Genomic DNA, 20226 nt, shown 5'->3' with positions numbered 1-20226 from the left:
GGGCCGCGGTGGCGGCTGAAGCAGTCGAGGGCGGTGGCCAGGGCGCGTTGCAGCTCGACGGCGGCCGTGTCGACGCCGCGGCTGTCGCGCTCGAGCAGCGCCTGCGCCAGGGCGGCCAGGCGCTGCTCGACGTCGGCGATCGAGGCCTCGAGGATCTGGGGCGCAGACGCGCGCAGCTGGGTGGAGCTCGGATCGGTCTGCATGAGGGCGTGGGGAAGGGCGGTGGGAATCGGCGGACCGGGCTCAGCGCTTCACGGCGTCGAGCATTTCCTGCGCATTGGCGATCAGCTTGTCGGCGATGACATCGGCGTTCACCTTGAAGGAGCCGTCGGCGATCGCCTGCTTCATGCGCTCCACCTTGGCAGCGTCGAACTCCGGGCTGCTGGCGCCGGCCAGCAGGGCCGTCGCAGTGCTGGAGAGCTCCACCGTGCTGGTGCCGGCGTCTGCGGCCTGAGCGACGCGGGCCTTGGCCGCTGCGGCGCCGGCCTCGGCATTGGAGCGAGCCAGGATCGCAGCATCGGCGGCGGGCGTGGAGGTTTGACCGATCTTCATGACGGACTCCTGCAATCCAGGGGCAGAGCCCCCGGACGGTTCAACATCCCAGCGGTATCGACGAGGCTCGCCGAACTTGAGAGATTCTTTTGTAACAGCGACGCGATGGCACGGCAAGCTCCGGGTTCAGGCGCGGGTCACAGCCGCAACTCGACGCGCCGCTCGCCGACCGGCAGGCCGGTGACGATGCGGCCGCTCTCGGTGCGCACGCGCACCGGGCTGCCGTCGAGGCCCGGCGTGATCGCCTGGCCTTCACTCTGGACGGAAAAGCCGGGGCCGACGGCGACCAGCTGCACGGTCTCGCCAGCGGCGAACCACTGGCGGGCGCGCAGCAGGTTCTGGCGCAGGTCCTCGCCGGCGCTGACCATGCGCAGCAGCGAGCGGCCGATGGCCTCCTGCGGATCGGTGAGGGCGGCGGCCGGATCGGCCGCGAGGTCGATCTCGGCTTCGCGCAGGTCGGCGGCGGTGAGCACGGTACCGGCCGGCAGCGCGCTGGCGGCGACCAGCGCGCGGCCGTACACCCTGACGGTGATCGGCAGGTAGACGTTCCACTTCTTCTCGCCCTGCAGGCAGCGCAGGCCCACGCGCGTGCGGCCCCACGGCTTGAAGCCGGTGGGCAGATAGGGTTCGATCTGCTGGCAGGGCGCCAGCTTGAGGCGGGGGTCCAGCGCGCCGGCCTCGACCTCGACCCGCAGGCCGGCGGCCGGCTGCGAGCTCTTCAGGGCCAGGCTGCGCACCTGTTCGGCCAGCACGGCGGTGGCCGCGGCGTCCTGCGCCCGGGCGGGCAGCGACGCGGTCGCGACGGCCAGCAGGAGCAGGCACAGGGCGAGGGCGGCAGGGACGGCGTTCGGCTTCATCGAGCAGGACTTTAGGGGGCGGCCTGCGTCGGCGGGCCGGGAATTGAGCGGGGAAGAGGGTCCTATTCCCGCTAATGTTTCAGACGGTCACGACCAAGAATGCCCACCATCGCCACCCAGCGTGGCCATCCGTCCGGGCACCTCATCATGATGGACCGACTCACGAACTCGCTGAACTTCCAGACCCAGGCGCTGCTGCTGAGGTCGGAGCGCCAGCGCCTGATCGCGAGCAACATCGCCAATGCCGACACGCCGGGCTACCAGGCCCGCGACATGGACTTCGGTGCCGCGCTGCGCGAGGCCACGGGCGCCGCAACGCCCGGCAATGCGCTATCGGCCACGCAGGCCGGGCACTTGAGCCCGACCGCCGGTGCGCGCAGCGAAGCCGGACTGAAGTACGCCACGCCGAGCCAGACCAATCTGGACAGCAACACGGTCGACATGGACCGCGAGCGCGCGGCCTTCGCCGACAACGCCGTGCACTACGAGGCCACGCTGCGCTTCATCAACGGCAGCGTGCGCACCATGCTCAGCGCGATCACCGGCCAGTAAGGGGAACGATCATGTCGATGTTGAACATCTTCAACGTGAGCGGCAGCGCGGTGAGCGCGCAGAGCCAGCGGCTCAACGTCGTCGCCTCCAACCTGGCCAACGCCGACACCGTGGCCGGCCCCGACGGCAAGGCCTACAAGGCGCGCCAGGTCGTGTTCCAGACCCTGCCCTTCCAGCAGCCCGGCGAAGCCGGCACCGCCGCCGGCGTGCAGGTCTCGCAGGTCACCGAGGACAACGCCCCGGGCCGCAAGGTGCTCGACCCCAAGCATCCGCAGGCCGATGCCGACGGCTACGTGACCTACAGCAACGTCAATGCGGTGGAGGAGATGGTCAACATGATCTCGGCCTCGCGTTCGTACCAGAACAACATCGAAGTGATGAACACCGCCAAGACCCTGCTGCTGAAGACGCTGCAGATGGGTCAGTAACGACTCCTTCCTGAACAGGATCCGCCATGGCCACCGCCCCCGTCACCAACAGTTCGTCCAGCGTGTACGACGCGCTGAACGGCAGCACCACCACCAAGACGGACGACGGCTCCGAACGCTTCCTCAAGCTGCTGGTCACGCAGATGAAGAACCAGGATCCGATGAACCCGATGGACAACGCGCAGGTCACCAGCCAGATCGCGCAGATCAACACGGTGACCGGCATCAGCACGCTCAACCAGACCGTGAAGTCGCTGTCGAGCCAGATGCTGTCCTCGCAGGTGCTGCAAGGCGCCGGGCTGGTGGGCCACACCGTGCTGATGGCAGGCAGCAAGCTGCACTTCGGCGAGGACGGCACGACGGCCGGCGGCTTCGAGCTCGCCAACGCAGCCGACAGCGTGAAGATCGAGATCCTGTCGCCGAGCGGCCGGGTGGTCGACACCATCAACATGGGGGCCGCCTCGGCCGGCCGCAGCGGCTTCGAATGGACTGCGCCCACCGGCACCAGCACCGACGGCATGACCTTCCGCGTCACGGCGAAGGCCGGCAGCACGACGCTGACGGCCACGCCGCTCACCACCGATCTCGTGAAGGCCGTCTCCACCAGCGGCGACACCCTGAACCTGGAGCTGCTGTTCGGCGGCTCGATCCCCTACACCCAGGTCAAGGCCATCTCCTGAGCCGCGCCTGCCGCCCCCTACCGAAGAGGAATTCCCCATGAGCTTCCAGCAAGGTCTGTCCGGTCTGAACGCCGCCAGCAAGAACCTCGAGATCATCGGCAACAACGTCGCCAATGCATCCACCTTCGGGGCCAAGAGCTCGCGCGCAGAGTTCGGCGACGTGTACGCCAACGCGCTGAACGGCTCGGGCACCAACATGGTCGGCATCGGCGTCAACCTCGCCACCGTGGCCCAGCAGTTCACGCAGGGCAACATCACCACCACCGACAACCCGATGGACCTGGCGATCAACGGCTCGGGCTTCTTCCAGGTGAGCGACGGCAAGAACCCGACCATGTACGCACGCAACGGCCAGTTCAAGATCGATCGCGAGGGGTTCATCGTCAACAACTCGGGCTACAAGTTGCTGGGCTACCCGGCCGACGGCCAGGGCGTGATCGTGCCGGGCCAAGCCCAGGCGATCCAGCTGCCGACCGCCGGCATCGCGCCGCGCGCGACCGACCGCATCGCGATCGAGATGAACCTCGACGCGCGCCAGGCCGTCACCACGCCGGCCACCGGCGGCATCGACTTCGACGATCCGGCCACCTACAACAACGCCACCTCGGTGACGGTCTACGACGCCAAGGGCCAGGACGTGGCGCTGACCTACTACTTCCAGAAGTCCGGCGCCGACCAGTGGGACGTGTACGTGACCGCGAACGGCACGCCGATCAGCGTCGACGGCACCGGCGCCGCGCTGCCCAGCACCACGATGACCTTCCCGGCCAACGGCTCGGCGCCGACGGCGCCGGTCGGTGCGGTGCCGATCAACATCCCCGCGACCACCAACGCCGCCGGCGGCACCACGCTGCCGATCACCGGCATCGAACTCGACGTGACGAGCGCGACGCAGTACGGCTCGGGCTTCGGCGTGACCGACATGTCGCAGACCGGCTACGCGCCCGGCCAGCTGTCGGGCATCTCGATCGAGGCCAACGGCGTGATCATGGCGCGCTACAGCAACGGCCAGTCCAAGCCGGGCGGCCAGCTCGAGCTCGCCAACTTCCGCAACCCGCAGGGCCTGCAGCCGCTGGCAACAACGTCTGGCCACCACCTTCACCTCCGGCGATCCGGTGGTCGGCGCGGCCGGCGATGGCAACTTCGGCGTGCTGCAGTCCGGCGCGCTGGAGGAAAGCAACATCGACCTGACCGGCGAGCTGGTCAACATGATCACCGCGCAACGCGTCTACCAGGCCAACGCGCAGACCGTGAAGACGCAGGACTCGATGATGCAGACGTTGGTCAACCTGCGCTGATTGCAGCGGGCACTGAGGAGTCGCGATGGACCGGATGATCTACTTGTCGATGTCGGGCGCGAAGGCGACGATGCAGCGGCAGGAGACGCTCGCGAACAACCTCGCGAACGCCTCGACCACCGGCTTCCGCGCCGAGCTGCAGGCCTTTCGCGCCGTGCCCGTGCGCGGCGACGGCGCCAGCACGCGCGTCTACTCGCTCGAGACCACCACCGGCTACGACCCCACCCCGGGGCCGATGGCCGCCACCGGCCGCGCGCTCGACGTGGCGATGCAGGGCAACGCCTGGCTGGCCGTGCAGGGGCTCGACGGCACCGAGGCCTACACCCGCATGGGCTCGCTGCAGGTCGATGCCGAGGGCACGCTGAAGACCTCCGGCGGCCTCACGGTGCTGGGCGATGGCGGCCCGATCGCACTGCCGGCGAACTCGTCGCCGCAGATCGCCGCCGACGGCACCGTCAGCGTCAAGCAGGCCAACGGCGGCGTCACCTCGGTCGGCCGCCTCAAGCTCGTGACGCCCGAGGCCGCGCTCCAGCGCGGCGATGACGGCCTGTTCCGCGCCGCCGACGGCGACCTGCCGGTCGACCCGAACGCGCGCGTGGCCGAAGGCACGCTCGAAGGCAGCAACGTGAACCCGATCGAGAACATGGTGGCCATGATCGCTGCGGCGCGCCAGTTCGAGAGCCAGATGAAGATGCTGCAGACGGCCGAGGGCGACGAGAAGGCCGCCAGCCAGCTGCTGTCGATGAACGGCTGATGTCCGGGCCCCGGCGGAACTGGGGCCCGATCCGGGCGCTTATCCCGCTCTCGCTCGCCTTCATCCCCGTCATGATCGGTCGATGAGGAGCCCCCCGCCATGATGCGTTCCCTTTGGATCTCGAAGACCGGGATGGAAGCCCAGCAAACCCAGCTGGACCACATCTCGCACAACCTCGCCAACAGCGCGACGAACGGCTACAAGCGTTCGCACGCGGTGTTCGAGGACCTGATGTACCAGACCATCCGCCAGCCCGGCGCCAACAGCTCCGAGCAGACGCAGCTGCCCACCGGCCTGCAGCTCGGCCTGGGCACGCGCGCCGTCGCCACCTCGCGCCAGTTCAGCCAGGGCTCGCTGCAGCAGAGCACGAACCCGCTCGACCTCGCGGTCAAGGGCCAGGGCTTCTTCCAGATCCAGCTGCCCGACGGCACCACCGGCTACACCCGCGACGGGGCCTTCCAGGTCAGTGCGCAGGGTCAGCTGGTCACGAACAACGGCTACGTCGTGCAGCCCGGCATCACCATCCCGGCCAATGCACAGAACGTGACCATCGGTGCCGACGGCAACGTGAGCGTCACGCTGCCCGGCCAGGCCGCCGCGCAGACGGTCGGCCAGATCCAGCTCGCGAGCTTCGTGAACCCGGCCGGCCTGGAGCCGCGCGGCGAGAACCTCTACACCGAGACCGCGGCCTCGGGCACGCCGAACGCCGGCGCACCGGACAGCAACGGCCTGGGCGCGATCGCCCAGGGCTTCGTCGAGGGCAGCAACGTCAACGTGGTCGAGGAACTGGTCGCGATGATCCAGACCCAGCGCGCCTACGAACTCAACTCCAAGGCCATCCAGACCTCGGACCAGATGCTGCAGAAGCTGGCCCAGCTGTGAGCCTGAAAGCCGCCGCCATGTCCTTCGCCCTCTGCCGTGTCGCTGCGCTGGCGCCGCTCGTCCTGCTGTTCGGCTGCCAGGCGATGGCGCCCAAGGTCGACATCGCCGACACCTCGCCGGTGCTGCCGCAGGCGGTGGTGGCACCGCCGGTCAACAACGGCGCGATCTTCCAGGGCGCCAGCTACCGGCCGCTGTTCGAGGACCACCGCGCGCGCCTGGTCGGCGACACGATCACGGTTCAGATCGTCGAGAAGGTGGCGGCCAGCCAGCAGTCCACCAGCAGCATCGACAAGAACGGCTCGGTCAACGGCAGCATCTCGGCGCTGCCGTTCTTCGCGCCCAACTCCTTCAAGCGCGCCTCGGCCACCGGCAGCAACGAGCAGGCCTTCGAGGGCAAGGGCACGACGGCCAGCGCCAACACCTTCAGCGGCACCATCACGGCCACCGTGATCAACGTGCTGCCGAACGGGCACCTCGTCATCAGCGGCGAGAAGCAGATCGGCGTGAACCAGCATGTCGACGTGCTGCGCTTCTCCGGCCAGGTCGACCCGCGGGCGATCCAGCCCGGCAACTCGGTCGCGTCGGCGCAGATCGCCAACGTGCGCATCGAGCAGCGCGGCCGCGGTGCCCAGGCCGAAGCGCAGGGAATAGGCTGGTTGGGACGCTTCTTTTTGAACGTTCTGCCACTCTAAAGTTTTCCAGAATGGTGGCATCCCCCTGGGAAAGCCACCACCATGCACCGCCCCTTCTTCCCTGCCGAACAGCGCGCCGACCTGCTGCTGCGCCTGCTGATCGCGTTCAGCCTGTTCATCGCCAGTGCGGCCGTCTGGTGGCCGGTCGATGCCCAGGCCGCGCGCCTGAAGGAAGTGGCCGCCGTGCAAGGCGTGCGCTCCAACCAGTTGATCGGCTACGGCCTCGTCGTCGGCCTCGACGGCACCGGCGACCAGACCACCCAGACCCCGTTCACAACGCAGAGCCTCAACGCCATGCTGCAGCAGCTGGGCGTCACGGTGCCGCCCGGCACCAGCGTGCAGTTGCGCAACGTCGCCGCGGTGATGGTCACCGCCTCGCTGCCGCCGTTCGCGCAGCCAGGCCAGCAGATCGACATCAACGTCTCGTCGATGGGCAATGCCAAGAGCCTGCGCGGCGGCACGCTCGTCGTCACGCCGCTGCGCGGTGCCGACGGCCAGATCTACGCGCTGGCGCAGGGCAACCTGATCATCGGCGGCGCCGGCGCCTCGGCCGGCGGCTCCAAGGTCCAGGTCAACACGCTCAACGCGGGCCGGGTGCCCGGCGGCGCCACCGTGGAGCGCGGCGTGCCCACGCCGCTGGCCCAGGGCGATGCGATCCAGCTCGACCTCAACGCCGCCGACTACTCGACCGCGCGTGAAGTGGCGCGCGTGATCAACGGCAAGATGGGCGCGAACACCGCCCAGGCGCTGGACGGCCGCACGGTGCGCGTGCTGATGCCGGCCGACGCGAATGCGCGCGTGGCCTTCCTGGCCGACATCGAGAACCTGCCGATCGACCTGGCCGCGCCGGCCGCGCGCGTGGTCGTCAACGCCCGCACCGGCTCGGTGGTGGTGAACCAGTCCGTCACGCTCAACCCCTGCGCGGTGGCGCACGGCAACCTGTCGGTCACGATCAGCTCGCAGCCGGTCATCAGCCAGCCGGGCCCGCTGTCGAGTGGCCAGACGGTGGTGGCCGAGCGCGCCGACATCGCCATCAAGCAGGACGCCGGCTCGCTGATCCAGTTGCCGGCCGGCACGCAGCTCACCGACGTCGTGAAGGCGCTGAACTCGCTCGGCGCGACGCCGCAGGAACTGCTGGCGATCCTGCAGGCCATCAAGGCGGCGGGTGCGCTGAATGCCGAGCTCGAGGTGATCTGACGTGAAGTCGACCGTCGGCCTCGACGCCAACGCGCTGCGCTCGCTGCAGGCGAACGCGAGCGCCGACCCGCGTGCGGCGATCAAGGAGACGGCCAAGCAGTTCGAGGCGCTGTTCATGCAGCAGCTGATGAAGAGCATGCGCCAGGCCACGATGTCCAGCGGCATGCTCGACAACTCGGGCACCCAGATGGGCACCGAGCTGCTCGACACCCAGTTCGCGCAGAAGCTCACCGGCCTGCCCGGCGGGCTGAGCGCCCAGATCGCGCGGCAGCTCGAGCAGCAGCTCAACGGCAAGGTCGCCGCCGTCACTGCGCCCACGGCGCGGGCCGGCGCTGCCGAGGGTGCGCAGGTGTGGAATCGCCTGCCCGGCGCGTCGCGGGCACAGGACTTCGTGGCGCGCCACAACAGCGCCGCCGAGCAGGCCGAGGCCGAGACCGGCATCCCCGCCGCCTTCATCCTGAGCCAGGCCGCGCACGAATCGGGCTGGGGCCAGCGCGAGATCAAGAACGCCGACGGCAGCAGCAGCCACAACGTGTTCGGCATCAAGGCCGGCGCCAGCTGGAAGGGCGCCGTCACCGAGGTCACCACGACCGAGTACGTGAACGGCCAGCCGCAGAAGGTGAAGGCGAAGTTCCGCGCCTACGCGACGCCGGAAGACGCGTTCCGCGACTACGCCAGCCTCATCAAGAACAGCCCGCGCTACGCCAAGGTGGTGGAGCAGGGGGGCACCGCGCAAGGCTTCGCGGTGAACCTGCAGCGCGCCGGCTACGCCACCGATCCGGCCTATGCCGCGAAGCTCGGTCGCGTCATCAACACCACGCTGCGCCTGCAGCGCACCCTGACCGCGTGAGGAGTAGCCCATGGCCGGCCTGATGTCCCTCGGCACGCGCGCGATGTTCGCGAACTACGCGACGCTGCAGACGATCGGCAACAACATCGCCAATGCCAACACGCCCGGCTACTCGCGCCAGCAGGTCGAGCTCGGCACGGCCGGCGGTCAGTCGACCGGCGCCGGCTTCTTCGGCCAGGGCGTGAGCGTGCAGACCGTGACGCGGGCGAGCGACGCATTCCTGACGCGCGACGCCGCGATGTCGAAGTCGCAGGCCGCACGCGACGTGGCGCGGCTCGAACAGCTCGAACGCCTGGAGAAGGTGTTCCCGACCGGCGAGTCCGGCCTCGGCTATGCCGCGGGCGACCTGCTGAATGCCTTCGTCGACGTGGCCAACCGCCCGCAGGATGCCTCGGCGCGCCAGGTGGTGCTGGCGCGCGCCGAGGAACTGGCCTCGCGGTTCCGTGCCGCCGACAGCCAGCTCGACGCGCTGCAGAGCGGCGTGACCGAGGACGTGAAGAACTCGGTCACGGTGGTCAATACGCTGGCCAAGCGCGTGGCCGACATCAACCGCCAGATCGCCGCGGCGCAGGGCAGCGGCCATGCGCCGAACGACCTGCTCGACCAGCGCGACCAGCTGATCAGCGAGATCGGCAGCTACGTGCAGGTCACCACCATCGAGGCCGACGACGGCTCGCTCGGGGTCTTCATCGGCGGCGGCCAGCGGCTGGTGCTCGGCAGCAATGCCCAGCAGCTCAAGGTCGTGCCGGACGCCTACGACGCCGCCAAGGTGCGCCTGGCGATCAGCGAGGCCGGCGGCGAGCGCCTGCTGCCCGAGGACTCGCTGGTGGCGGGCAAGCTGCCCGGCCTGCTGGCCTTCCAGAACCAGGATCTGGCCGACGCACGGGCGATGATCGGGCAGCTGGCCAGTGCGATCGCCGGCGCGGTGAACCGCCAGCAGTCGCTCGGCCTGGACCTGGGGCAGCCGGCGGGCAGCGGTGCACCGCTGTTCGCGCTAGGTGCACCCGCGGCGCTGCCGGCGTCGACCAATGCGCGCGATGCCGGCGGCAACTTCCTGTCTTCGGTCTCGCTCACCGTGGCCGATCCGAAGCAGTTGCAGGCCAGCGACTACGAACTCCGCACCGACGCCAGCACGCCGGGGCAGTATTTCCTGACCCGGCTCAGCGACGGCGTGACGCGCACCGTCGCCGACGGCGACACCGTCGACGGCTTCACACTCGCCATCGGCACGCCGGCGCCGGGCGCGACCGACCGCTTCCTGCTGCAGCCGGTGAGCCAGGCCGCGCAGGGCATGGCGCGGGTGCTCAACAACCCCAACGGCATCGCCGCGTCGTCGCCGGTGGTCGCGACGGTGGCCTCCGGCAACACCGGCACCGCCACGGTGGGCTCGCTCACCGTCACCAGCACGGCGCTGGACCCGACCCAGACCGCGAACATCAGCTTCACCGACGACAGCGGCAACTACAACTGGGAGCTGCGCGACGCCGGCAACGCGGTGGTCAGCAGCGGCACCGGCACCTGGACCGCGGGGTCGACCATCGCGCTGAACGGCTTCGAACTGACGCTGGCCGGCGTACCGCGCAGCGGCGACGCTGTGCAGGTCGCGCCCACCACCTTCCCGGCCGCGAACAACGGCAACGCGCTGTCGCTGCTGGCCCTGCGCGACGCCGGCATCGTGGGCGAGCAGCTGCTGGCCGGTGGTGTGGTGTCGGCCGGCGAGAGCATCACCAGCGCCTACGCCAGCGCGATGGCCGACATCGGCGTTCGCGTGCAGAGCGCACGCTCGTCGAGCAACATCTCCACCGCCGTCGCGACCAATGCCGAGGCGGCGCGCGCCGGCGTGTCCGGCGTGAACCTCGACGAGGAAGCCGCCCGCCTGATCCAGTTCCAGCAGGCCTACCAGGCCGCTGCCAAGGTCCTGCAGGTGGCGCAGAGCGTGTTCGACACGCTGCTCAGCGTCGCCGCCCGTTGACCGATCGACACGACGAGGATTCCTCCATGCGCGTGAGCACTTCCAGCACCTACGACGCCACCATCGCCAACCTGCAGCGCCGGGCCCAGGAGCTGAGCCGCAGCCAGGAGCAGATGAGCAGCCTGAAGCGCGTCAACCGCGCCAGCGACGACCCGACGGCCGCCGCCCGGGCCGAACGGGCGCTCGCCGTCGAGGCGCGCAGCGCCGCGACGCAGCGGGCCATCGACGCCAGCATGAACGCGGTGAGCCAGACCGAATCGACCCTCGGCGACGCGCTGGGCCTGCTCCAGCAGGCGCGCGACTCGGTGGTCTCGGCCGGCAACGCCAGCTTCAGCGACGCCGAGCGCGCCAACCTCGCGATCAGCCTGCGCCAGATGCGCGCCGAACTGCTGACCATCGCCAACAGTCCCGACGGCGCCGGCAGCTATCTGTTCGCCGGGCAGGGCGCCAGCAACCCGCCGTTCGTCGACACGCCGACCGGAGTGCAGTTCCGCGGCGTGTCGGGCGAGACCGGCGCGCCCTCCACCGAGCCGCTGCCGCTGACGATGGATGGCCGCAGTACCTGGCTGCAGGCCTCCAGCGGCAATGGCGTGTTCGTGACCAGTGCCACCCAGCAGGCGGGCACCGGGTGGATCAACACCGGCAGCGTGATCGATCCGTCGGCTGCGACCGGGGATCCCTACAGCCTGAGCTTCACCGTGGCCGGCGGCGTGACGACCTACACCGTGCTGCGTGACGGCAACCCGACCGCACTGACCGACGTGCCCTACCAGAGCGGGCAGGCGATCGAGATCGACGGCCTGTCGTTCACCGTGACCGGCGCGCCGGCCGACGCCGACCGCTTCGACATCACCCCGTCCTCGGCCTCGCTCAGCATCTTCGATGTGCTCGACCGCGTCGCCACCGAGCTCGAGACGCCCGGGCGCAACAACGGCCAGATCGCGCAGTCGGTGGCCACCGCGCTGCGCGACATCGACGCGTCCAGCGCCAAGCTGACGGCGCAGCGCGCCGTGGCGGGCGAGACGCTGAACCGCATCGACCGCGCCGCCGAGCGCCTGAGCGGGCAGAAGCTCGCCGCGCAGACCGACCGCTCGCAGGCCGAGGATCTCGACATGGTCGAGGCGATTTCCACGTTCCAGAAACAACAGACCGGCTACGAGGCAGCGCTGAAGTCCTATGCTTCGGTACAGAACCTGTCGCTGTTCCAGTACCTCAATGTGTGATTCGTCTGCGGAGACCCTTTCGTGAGTGACTCCCTCCTTGGCCAGGTGGCGCTGAGCTACTCCCCGATGATCGACCGGCAGCGCACGGTCAGCGCGACCCGTCTGACGGTGTTCCCGCTGCAGCCCGGCGCCGAACTCGACGCGGCCGGCCTGCTCGAGGAGGTGGCCGGCGTGTGGCCCGAGGGCGGCGGCCAGGTGTCGCTGAACGTCGTCAGCGAGAACCTGCTGACCGGCCTGCTGCAGGCGCAGCCGACGCCGAACGTGATGATCGAGATCCCGGCCTTCATGGCCGGCGACGAGGCGCACACCCAGGCCATCCAGGACCTGCATGCGCGTGGCAGCACCCTGCTCATCAAGGGCCGGCCGCTGCGCGAACTGCCTCGCGAGGTGCTGCCCTGTTTCCGCTACTCGATCGTCGACCTGGCCGACGACCGCCGCGTCGGCGAGACGGCACCGGCCGCCGGCTTCACGCGCAGCATCGGCTACGTGCAGTCGGGCGTGAACACGCTCGTCGACATGGAGGCCTCGTTCGCGCGCGGCGCGGTCGCGGTGCTCGGCTGGCCGATGGACGATGCGATCGCGCACTCGTCGGTCAGCAAGGAAAAGGACCCCAAGGCGGCGACGCCGGACCTGCAGGTGATGGTCGAGCTGATCCACCGGGTCGACCAGCAGGAGCCGATCGAGAAGCTCGAGGACACGCTGCGGCGCGACCCGACGCTGGCCTTCAAGCTGATGCGCTACATCAATTCGCCGGCCTTCGGGCTGAGCGTGGAGATCAGCTCGTTCCGCCACGCCATCATGATGCTGGGCTACAGCCGGCTCAAGCGCTGGCTGGCACTGCTGCTGGCCACCGGCAGCAAGGACGCCAACCTCAAACCGGTGATGTTCGCCGCCGTGCGACGGGGCATGCTGATGGAGGAGCTGGTGCGCAACCTCGGCGACGAGGAAATGCGCAACGAGCTCTTCATCTGTGGCGTGTTCTCGTTGCTCGACCGCATGTTCAAGCAGCCGTTCTCCGATCTGCTGAGCACGATCCCGGTGCCCGAGCGGGTGTACCAAGCGCTGGCCGACGAGTCCGGGCCCTATGCCCCGTACTGCACGCTGGTGCGCGCGGTCGAGGGCAACGCTCTGGACGCGATCCGCGAGGCCTGCGACGGCCTGTTCACCGATCCGGCCGAGATCAACCGCGGCCTGCTGCGCGCGCTGGCGAAAGCGGCGCAGCTGGACGCCTGAGCGCTCAGCCGTCTCCGGCGGCCACCTTGCCCAGGTAGTTGCCGAAGTCGATCACCCCGCCCGCCGCGGGGACACGGGCCACGTCCTGCGCCGGCAGCACGTCCTGCACCAGGTCGATCCGCTTCCACTGCGCCAGCGGCGCCTCGCAGGCGGCCTGCGGCACGTACTTCGACGGTGCGATCTTCTGGTGCCGGTGGATGTAGCGCGGGCAGTTGACGAAGATCGACGAGATCGCCAGCCTCACCACCAGCTCTGCCCCCGGGTAGTGGGCCTTCAGCGGGTCGTCGTCGGCGATCGAGGCCTCGCCGTGCACGCGCAGGCGGTGCGGGGTCTCGAAATCGATGAAGAGCAGGCCGATCTTCGCGCTGGCGCGGATGTTGCCGGTGGACAGGAACATGCCGTTGCCGTCGTAGCTCGGGAAGGCCAGCGTCCTGGCGTCGACCACCCGCACGAAGCCCGGGGCGCCGCCCTTGTAGGAGCAGGACGGCTGACCGTCGGCGCCGACCGAGGCGAGGAAGAACATGTCACGGCTCTCGATGAAGCCGCGCTCGTCGTCCTGCACTTCGTCGTGAATGATCAGTTCGGTGAGGCGGTCCGCCAGCGCGCGGCTGCCGAACCGGTCCTGAAGCTGGCGCTGCGCGTCGCCATAGAAATCGCTCATCCGGGGTCTCCTTTGGGGCCGATCGGGCCGTGTGACGCAAGCAAACGCGCTAGGGTAGGGGCGAGCCCGTCCGTTGCGGGCCCAGGATTACCCACAGAACCGCTGCGCCTGCCGGCGCCCGATGGGGCGGTGGCGCGGCCCGCGGTCTAATGTCGCCATGGCCACGCCCACCGTGCCCGCCGGCTGGACCGACACCCACTGCCACCTCGATGCCCCGGAGTTCGATGCCGATCGGACGGCCGTGGTCGAGCGTGCGCGCCATGCCGGGGTGACGCAGATCGTGCTGCCCGCGGTCGCGCCGTTCGACTTCGACACCGTGCGGGACCTGGCGCACCGCCACGGGCTGGCCTATGCGCTGGGCGTCCACCCGATGTACACCGGCCCGCTCGACGACGCGGCGCTCGATGCGCTGCGCGAGGCGCTGGCGGCGCACCGCGACGACCCCCGGCTGGTCGCCGTCGGCGAGATCGGTCTGGATCACTTCGTGCCGGGGCTCGATCGCGCGAAGCAGGAGCACTTCTACGTGCAGCAGCTCGCGATGGCGCGCGAGGCCGGCTTGCCGGTGCTGCTGCACGTGCGCCGCTCGGCCGACAGCCTGCTCAAGCACCTGCGCCGCATGCCGGAGGTCGGTGGCATCGCACACGCGTTCAACGGCAGCGCCCAGCAGGCGCAGTCCTTCGTGGCCCAGGGCTTCAAGCTCGGTTTCGGGGGCGCGATGAGTTTCGAGCGCGCACTGCAGCTGCGCCGGCTGGCGACCGAACTGCCGCTGGAGGCCATCGTGCTGGAGACCGATGCGCCCGACATCCCGCCACAGTGGCTGTACCGCACCGTGGCCCAGCGCACCGCCGGCGAGCGCAGCCGCAACGAGCCGGCGGAACTGCCGCGCATCGCCGCCGGGTTGGCCGCCCTGCGAGGCCTGACGCTCGAGGCGCTGGCGCACGCGACCCAGACCAATGCGCGCACGGCCCTGCCGCGCCTGGCCGCGCTCGATGCCGTGGGAGCGTCGACATGACCCGACCGCAGGCGCCCGATGCCCTGGCCGCCGGATCGCGGGCCGACGCTGCCACGCTGCCGCCTCTGTCCGGCCTGCCGCCGGTCGTCGGCCCGGCCACGCGCCTGGTGGTGCTGGGCAGTTTCCCCGGCGCGGCCTCGCTGGCCGCACAGCAGTACTACGCGCATCCCCGCAACCACTTCTGGCCGCTGCTGTCAGCGCTGTGGGGCGTGGACCTGCGCGCGCTCGACTACCCGCGGCGGCTGCAGGAGCTCACCGCGCGCGGTCTCGGCCTGTGGGACGTGTACGCCACCTGCCGGCGCGAAGGCAGCCTGGACAGCGCGATCCGCGACGCGCGGCCCAACGACCTGGCCGGCCTGCGCCGGCTGGCGCCGAACTGGCAGGCCGTGGCCCACAACGGTGGGGAGTCGGCGCGGTCGGCGCGCCTCACCGCCGCGCTCGGGCTGGTGGTGCACCGGCTGCCCTCCACCAGCCCCGCCAACGCCAGCTGGTCTTTCGAGCGCAAGCTCGCGGCCTGGCGGGCGGTCTTCGAACAACACGGACTGATCCCTACCTCCTGATGGCGACCTCCCGCAAGCCCAGGAAGCCGACGCTCGCGCCGGCCACGATGTCCGAGTTCGACGGCGTGCGCTACCTGCACCTCGGCACGCCCTGGGTGCAGGGCGCGATGCGCATCGCCAAGCCGCAGAAGATCGAGCTCGAGTACGTGCAGCGGATGATGGCGTGGATGCTGCTTTCGGACCGATTGCACGGCGCCGTGGTCGAGAAGGACCCCGACGGCGAGCCTCCGCATGCGGTGCAGCTGGGCCTGGGGGCGGCGGCCATCACGCGCTTCTGTCACAAGAAGCTGCGCTGGCGCACCACCGCGGTCGAGATCAACCCGAGCGTGATCGGCGTGTGCCGCGTGTGGTTCAAGCTGCCGGCCGACGACGCACGATTGGCGGTGATCGAGGCCGACGCCGGTGCCTACGCGGCCGATGCGGCGCACGCCGGCCAGGCCGATGCGCTGTGCGTCGATCTCTACGACCACGATGCCGCGGCCCCGGTGCTGGACGACGAGGCCTTCTACCGCGGTTGCTGCGCGTTGCTGGCGGAGGGTGGGGTGATGAGCGTCAACCTGTTCGGCCGCGACGTGAGCTTCGATCGCAGCGCGCGGCGCATCGCCGCGGTGTTCGGTGCCGACCGGATCCTGATGCTCAAGCCGACCCGCGAGGGCAACACCATCCTGCTGGCCTGGCGAGGCGGCGATCGGCCGGGGCGTGAAGAACTCGAACGCCGTGCCGCGGCGATCGAGGCAAAGTTCGACCTGCCGGCTCGCAAATGGCTCAAGCTCTTGCAGAATCTGCCCGAACGCCTCCCCACTGCTGCCTGACGAAACCTGCATGACCGCTCGCACTCCCGCTGCCGCGCGCGCGCCGGCCTCCGCTGACACGGCGCTTCCCGCGGCCGACGCGGCGCCGCAAGGGCCGCTGCACTGGCGCCAGCTCGTCACCTGGCTGCTGACCGACGGCGTGATCACGCTGGCCGACGGCAAGCGCGTGGCGCAGCGCTTCGCCGCCGGCGACAGCGCGCAGCACCCGCTGGTGCGGCTGAGCGGCGCCGGTTGGTGCATGCGACCACCGGCGCGGCGCTCGATGTCGAATCGCTGACCGAGTGGCTGGCCAAGCGTTGCCAGCTGCCTTATGTGCGCATCGACCCGCTGAAGGTCGACGTGGCGCGCGTGGCCGACGTGATGTCGGCCACCTACGCCGAGCGCCGCCGCGCGCTGCCGCTGCAGGTCGGCCCGACCGAGGCGCTGGTGGCGACCTGCGAGCCTTTCGACACCGACTGGCTGCCGCAGATCGAGGCCCACACACGCAAGACCATCAAGCTCGCGCTCGCCAGCCCACTGGAGATCCAGCGCTACACGACCGAGTTCTACACGCTGTCGCGCTCGGTGCGTGCGGCGCAGAAGAGCGGCGATGGCGCCGGGCCGGCCAGCTTCGAGCAACTCGTCGAGTTGGGCAAGAGCAACAAGCAGCTCGACGCCAACGACCAGGGCGTGGTGCAGGTGGTCGACTGGCTGTGGCAGTACGCCTTCGACCAGCGCGCCTCCGACATCCACCTCGAGCCGCGCCGCGAGATGGGGGCGATCCGCTTCCGCATCGACGGCGTGCTGCACACCGTCTACCAGGTGCCGCTGTCGGTGATGGGCGCGATGACGAGCCGCATCAAGCTGCTCGGCCGCATGGACGTGGTCGAGAAGCGACGCCCTCTCGACGGTCGCATCAAGACGCGCCGGCCCGGCCCCGAGGGCACGTCGCGCGATGTGGAAATGCGTCTGTCCACGCTGCCCACGGCGTTCGGCGAGAAGATGGTGATGCGCATCTTCGACCCCGATGCCGCGGTCAAGCCGTTGTCGGGACTGGGTTTCGCGCCGCACGAGGTGCGACTGTGGGAGGAGCTCGTCACGCGCTCGCACGGCATCATCCTCGTGACCGGCCCCACCGGTTCGGGCAAGACCACCACGCTCTACTCCACGCTCAAGCGCCTGGCGACCGACGAGGTCAATGTCTGCACCATCGAGGACCCGATCGAGATGATCGAGCCGGCCTTCAACCAGACCCAGGTCCAGCCGGTGCTCGACCTCGGCTTCGCCGAGGGCCTGCGCGCGCTGATGCGGCAGGACCCGGACATCATCATGGTCGGCGAGATCCGCGACCTCGAGACCGCCGAGATGGCGATCCAGGCCGCGCTCACGGGGCACCTGGTGTTCAGCACGCTGCACACCAACGACGCCGCGGCGGCCGTCACGCGGCTCACCGATCTCGGCGTGCCGCCCTACCTGATCGGCGCGACGGTGATCGGCGTGCTGGCGCAGCGCCTCGTGCGCACGCTCTGTCCGTCGTGCAAGCAGCCCGACGACAGTGCCGCCGGCCGCGAGGTGCTCGACGAGGCCATCCGGCCCTGGAAGCTCAACGGCGAGTACCGGCCCTGCAAGCCCGTCGGCTGTCTCGAATGCCGCCACACCGGCTACCGCGGGCGGGCCGGCCTGTACGAACTGCTGGAGCTGAACGACGCACTGCAGTCGAGCATCCATCCTCACTACGACGCCGGAGCCCTGCGCAGGCAGGCCGTGAAGCAGGGCCTGCAGCCGTTGCGACTGGCCGGTGCGATGAAGGTCGCGCAGGGCCTGACCACGATCGACGAGGTGCTGCGCGCCACGCCGCGCTGGGAGACCTAGACCGACGCTGACATCGCGCCGGGGCTCTCGGACGCTACGTGTAAACCACACAGAGCGTGCCGCCGGGCGCTTCCTAGAATCGGGTTCACAACAGTGCCACAGGGCACGGACCGCGAGGAGGCATCCGGTGAAGATCAAGAGTCAGCGAGATTTCGTGTCCGGCGTGATGTTCGTCGCCATCGGCCTGGGCTTCGCGATCGGCGCGACGACCTACAGCTTCGGCACGTCGGCCAAGCCCGGGCCGGGCTACTTTCCTCTGCTGCTGGGATTGATCCTCGCGCTGCTGGGTGCGGCGGTGCTGTTCAAGGCCTTGACGATCGAGAGCGACGGGGGCGACCCGATCGGGCGCATCGCCTGGAAGCCGCTGCTGCTGATCCTGGGCGCGGTGATCCTGTTCGGCGCGCTGCTGCCGCGGCTGGGCATGGCGATCACGGTGCCGATCCTGATCGTGATCGCCAGCTTCGGCGGGGACGAGTTCCACTGGAAAGGCGTGCTGGCGACCTGCGTGATCCTCACCGTCGGCAGCTACCTGGTGTTCGTGAAGGGCCTGAACCTCACGATCCCGATGTGGCCCACCTTCCTGGGCTTCTGAAGCGAGGCGCACTGTCATGGACCTGCTCAACAACCTCGCGACCGGCTTCGGCGTCGCGCTCTCGTTCCAGAACCTGCTGTACGGTTTCTTCGGCTGCGTGCTCGGCACGCTGATCGGCGTGCTGCCCGGCCTCGGCCCGGTCGCCACCATCGCGATGCTGCTGCCGTCGATCTACGCGCTCGACGCGACGCCGGCGCTGATCATGCTGGCCGGCATCTACTACGGCGCGCAGTACGGCGGCTCGACCACCGCGATCCTGATCAACGTGCCGGGCGAGTCGAGCTCGGTCGTGACCGCGATCGACGGCTACCAGATGGCGCGCCAGGGCCGTGCCGGCGCCGCGCTCGCCACGGCCGGCCTGGGCTCGTTCTTCGCCGGTTGCGTGGGCACCATCATCCTGGCCGCGTTCGCGCCGCCGCTCACCGAGCTGGCCTTCAAGTTCGGCCCGGCCGAGTACTTCTCGCTGATGGTGCTGGGCCTCATCGGCGCGGTCGTGCTGGCCTCGGGGTCGCTGGTGAAGGCCATCTCGATGATCGTGCTGGGCCTGCTGCTGGGCCAGATCAACACCGACGTGATCTCCGGCGTGCCGCGCTACAGCTTCGACATCGCCGAGCTGACCGACGGCATCGGCTTCGTCGCCATCGCGATGGGCGTGTTCGGTTTCGGCGAGATCATCGCCAACCTCGGCCAGCCGCCCGAGCACCGCGAGGTGTTCACCAAGTCGGTGGGCGGTCTGTGGCCGACCAAGGAAGACTTCAAGCTGGCAGCGCCTGCGGTGCTGCGCGGCACGGCGCTCGGTTCGGTGCTCGGCATCCTGCCGGGCGGCGGCGCGCTGCTGGCCTCGTTCGCCGCGTACACGCTGGAGAAGAAGGTCGCGAAGGACGCGCGCAAGTTCGGCAAGGGAGACATCCGCGGCGTCGCGGGTCCGGAGAGCGCCAACAACGCCGGCGCGCAGACCAGCTTCATCCCGATGCTCACGCTCGGCATCCCGCCCAACGCGGTGATGGCGCTGATGGTCGGCGCGATGACCATCAAGGGCATCCAGCCCGGCCCGCAGGTGATGACCAGCAACCCCGAGCTGTTCTGGGGCCTGATCGCCAGCATGTGGATCGGCAACCTGATGCTGGTGGTGCTGAACCTGCCGCTGATCGGCATCTGGATCAAGCTGTTGACGGTGCCCTACCGCTTTCTGTTCCCCGCGATCCTCACGTTCTGCTGCATCGGCCTGTACACGCTGAACAACAACAACTTCGATGTCTACATGGCGGCCGGCTTCGGTCTGATCGGCTACCTGTTCTACAAGCTCAGCTGCGAACCGGCGCCGTTGCTGCTGGGCTTCATCCTCGGGCCGATGATGGAGGAGAACCTGCGCCGCGCGCTGCTGCTGAGCCGCGGCGACTGGAGCACCTTCGCGACCCGTCCACTGTCGGCCGCCCTGCTGCTGGCGGCGGTGGCGATGATCGTGGTGGTGATGCTGCCCTCGATCCGCAGCAAGCGCGAAGAAGCCTTCCAGGACGCCGACTGACGCTGCGCCCCGGGGGCTCTCCAAGCCCCCGCATCCGGCTGTG

The 20226-nt window shown here is 69.6% G+C and carries 21 protein-coding genes and 2 pseudogenes; 19 read left to right on the top strand and 4 right to left on the bottom strand.

The features are described from left to right. The 3 genes from Y694_RS04100 to flgA all read right to left on the bottom strand — a co-directional run. A partial coding sequence (locus Y694_RS04100; RefSeq protein WP_036230081.1) for a hypothetical protein occupies positions 1 to 203 on the bottom strand: 203 nt, incomplete at its 3' end. Between the two features lie 40 nt (positions 204 to 243). After that, positions 244 to 552: a flagellar biosynthesis anti-sigma factor FlgM gene (gene flgM / locus Y694_RS04095; RefSeq protein WP_011830651.1), complete on the bottom strand. Its 309-nt coding sequence runs from the start codon at positions 550 to 552 to the stop codon at positions 244 to 246. Positions 553 to 689: 137 nt separating this feature from the next. Further along, entirely contained in the window at positions 690 to 1409 is a 720-nt protein-coding gene (flgA, locus tag Y694_RS04090; protein WP_011830650.1) for a flagellar basal body P-ring formation chaperone FlgA, read from the bottom strand. 147 nt (positions 1410 to 1556) lie between these two features. On the opposite strand from flgA, the gene flgB reads away from it, so the two are divergent. The 13 genes and pseudogenes from flgB (at position 1557) to Y694_RS04030 (ending at position 13170) form a co-directional block, all read left to right on the top strand. Further along, positions 1557 to 1961 carry a flagellar basal body rod protein FlgB gene (flgB, locus tag Y694_RS04085; RefSeq protein WP_036230094.1) on the top strand — a complete coding sequence of 135 codons (405 nt, stop codon included), beginning with the start codon at positions 1557 to 1559 and terminating at the stop codon, positions 1959 to 1961. A gap of 11 nt (positions 1962 to 1972) precedes the next feature. Further along, positions 1973 to 2389 carry a flagellar basal body rod protein FlgC gene (gene flgC / locus Y694_RS04080; protein WP_011830648.1) on the top strand — a complete coding sequence of 139 codons (417 nt, stop codon included), beginning with the start codon at positions 1973 to 1975 and terminating at the stop codon, positions 2387 to 2389. Positions 2390 to 2415: 26 nt separating this feature from the next. Continuing rightward, on the top strand, positions 2416 to 3069 hold the full coding sequence (locus Y694_RS04075) for a flagellar hook assembly protein FlgD (RefSeq protein WP_036230076.1): 654 nt from the start codon (positions 2416 to 2418) through the stop codon (positions 3067 to 3069). Positions 3070 to 3106: 37 nt separating this feature from the next. Then, positions 3107 to 4084 (top strand): annotated as a pseudogene (locus Y694_RS04070) (flagellar hook protein FlgE); the annotation flags it as partial. A 193-nt stretch (positions 4085 to 4277) separates the two neighbouring features. Next, the gene (locus tag Y694_RS27030; protein WP_409072462.1) at positions 4278 to 4367 is read left to right on the top strand and encodes a flagellar basal body rod C-terminal domain-containing protein; all 90 of its coding nucleotides are present in this window, start codon (positions 4278 to 4280) and stop codon (positions 4365 to 4367) included. A 25-nt stretch (positions 4368 to 4392) separates the two neighbouring features. After that, positions 4393 to 5121: a flagellar basal-body rod protein FlgF gene (gene flgF, locus Y694_RS04065; protein ID WP_011830645.1), complete on the top strand. Its 729-nt coding sequence runs from the start codon at positions 4393 to 4395 to the stop codon at positions 5119 to 5121. A 99-nt stretch (positions 5122 to 5220) separates the two neighbouring features. Continuing rightward, positions 5221 to 6003, top strand: a complete 783-nt coding sequence (gene flgG / locus Y694_RS04060; RefSeq protein ID WP_011830644.1) for a flagellar basal-body rod protein FlgG — start codon at positions 5221 to 5223, stop codon at positions 6001 to 6003. A 17-nt stretch (positions 6004 to 6020) separates the two neighbouring features. Continuing rightward, positions 6021 to 6695 carry a flagellar basal body L-ring protein FlgH gene (locus tag Y694_RS04055; RefSeq protein WP_011830643.1) on the top strand — a complete coding sequence of 225 codons (675 nt, stop codon included), beginning with the start codon at positions 6021 to 6023 and terminating at the stop codon, positions 6693 to 6695. A gap of 42 nt (positions 6696 to 6737) precedes the next feature. Further along, entirely contained in the window at positions 6738 to 7892 is a 1155-nt protein-coding gene (locus tag Y694_RS04050; protein ID WP_036230073.1) for a flagellar basal body P-ring protein FlgI, read from the top strand. A gap of 1 nt (position 7893) precedes the next feature. Further along, positions 7894 to 8742, top strand: coding sequence for a flagellar assembly peptidoglycan hydrolase FlgJ (flgJ, locus tag Y694_RS04045; RefSeq protein WP_011830641.1), 849 nt, complete (start codon positions 7894 to 7896; stop codon positions 8740 to 8742). A gap of 10 nt (positions 8743 to 8752) precedes the next feature. Continuing rightward, the gene (flgK, locus tag Y694_RS04040; RefSeq protein WP_036230069.1) at positions 8753 to 10714 is read left to right on the top strand and encodes a flagellar hook-associated protein FlgK; all 1962 of its coding nucleotides are present in this window, start codon (positions 8753 to 8755) and stop codon (positions 10712 to 10714) included. 26 nt (positions 10715 to 10740) lie between these two features. Next, positions 10741 to 11937, top strand: coding sequence for a flagellar hook-associated protein FlgL (gene flgL / locus Y694_RS04035; RefSeq protein WP_011830639.1), 1197 nt, complete (start codon positions 10741 to 10743; stop codon positions 11935 to 11937). Positions 11938 to 11958: 21 nt separating this feature from the next. Next, a complete protein-coding gene (locus Y694_RS04030; RefSeq protein WP_011830638.1) occupies positions 11959 to 13170 on the top strand; it encodes an EAL and HDOD domain-containing protein in 1212 nt (403 codons plus the stop codon). Positions 13171 to 13174: 4 nt separating this feature from the next. On the opposite strand, the gene Y694_RS04025 is transcribed toward Y694_RS04030, so the two are convergent. Continuing rightward, entirely contained in the window at positions 13175 to 13831 is a 657-nt protein-coding gene (locus Y694_RS04025) for a pyridoxamine 5'-phosphate oxidase family protein (protein WP_036230066.1), read from the bottom strand. A gap of 157 nt (positions 13832 to 13988) precedes the next feature. Here Y694_RS04025 and Y694_RS04020 point away from each other — a divergent pair, with 157 nt between their 5' ends. The 6 genes and pseudogenes from Y694_RS04020 (at position 13989) to Y694_RS03995 (ending at position 20183) form a co-directional block, all read left to right on the top strand. Beyond that, a complete protein-coding gene (locus Y694_RS04020; protein ID WP_036230064.1) occupies positions 13989 to 14843 on the top strand; it encodes a TatD family hydrolase in 855 nt (284 codons plus the stop codon). Then, entirely contained in the window at positions 14840 to 15403 is a 564-nt protein-coding gene (locus tag Y694_RS04015; protein ID WP_081782184.1) for a DNA-deoxyinosine glycosylase, read from the top strand. Before Y694_RS04020 ends, Y694_RS04015 begins: the two co-directional genes overlap by 4 nt. Beyond that, positions 15403 to 16215 carry a spermidine synthase gene (locus Y694_RS04010; protein WP_036230063.1) on the top strand — a complete coding sequence of 271 codons (813 nt, stop codon included), beginning with the start codon at positions 15403 to 15405 and terminating at the stop codon, positions 16213 to 16215. Before Y694_RS04015 ends, Y694_RS04010 begins: the two co-directional genes overlap by 1 nt. Positions 16216 to 16225: 10 nt before the next feature. Beyond that, positions 16226 to 18066: pseudogene (locus Y694_RS04005) on the top strand (GspE/PulE family protein). A gap of 127 nt (positions 18067 to 18193) precedes the next feature. Continuing rightward, the gene (locus Y694_RS04000) at positions 18194 to 18658 is read left to right on the top strand and encodes a tripartite tricarboxylate transporter TctB family protein (protein ID WP_036230061.1); all 465 of its coding nucleotides are present in this window, start codon (positions 18194 to 18196) and stop codon (positions 18656 to 18658) included. Positions 18659 to 18674: 16 nt separating this feature from the next. Beyond that, a complete protein-coding gene (locus tag Y694_RS03995; RefSeq protein WP_011830632.1) occupies positions 18675 to 20183 on the top strand; it encodes a tripartite tricarboxylate transporter permease in 1509 nt (502 codons plus the stop codon). The last annotated feature ends 43 nt before the right edge of the window (positions 20184 to 20226 follow it).

The organism is Methylibium sp. T29-B (assembly GCF_000576225.1).
Lineage (GTDB): Bacteria > Pseudomonadota > Gammaproteobacteria > Burkholderiales > Burkholderiaceae_C > Methylibium > Methylibium petroleiphilum.
The sequence above is the reverse complement of the archived record's forward strand: the minus strand, read 5'-3'. Positions and strand labels throughout refer to the sequence as shown.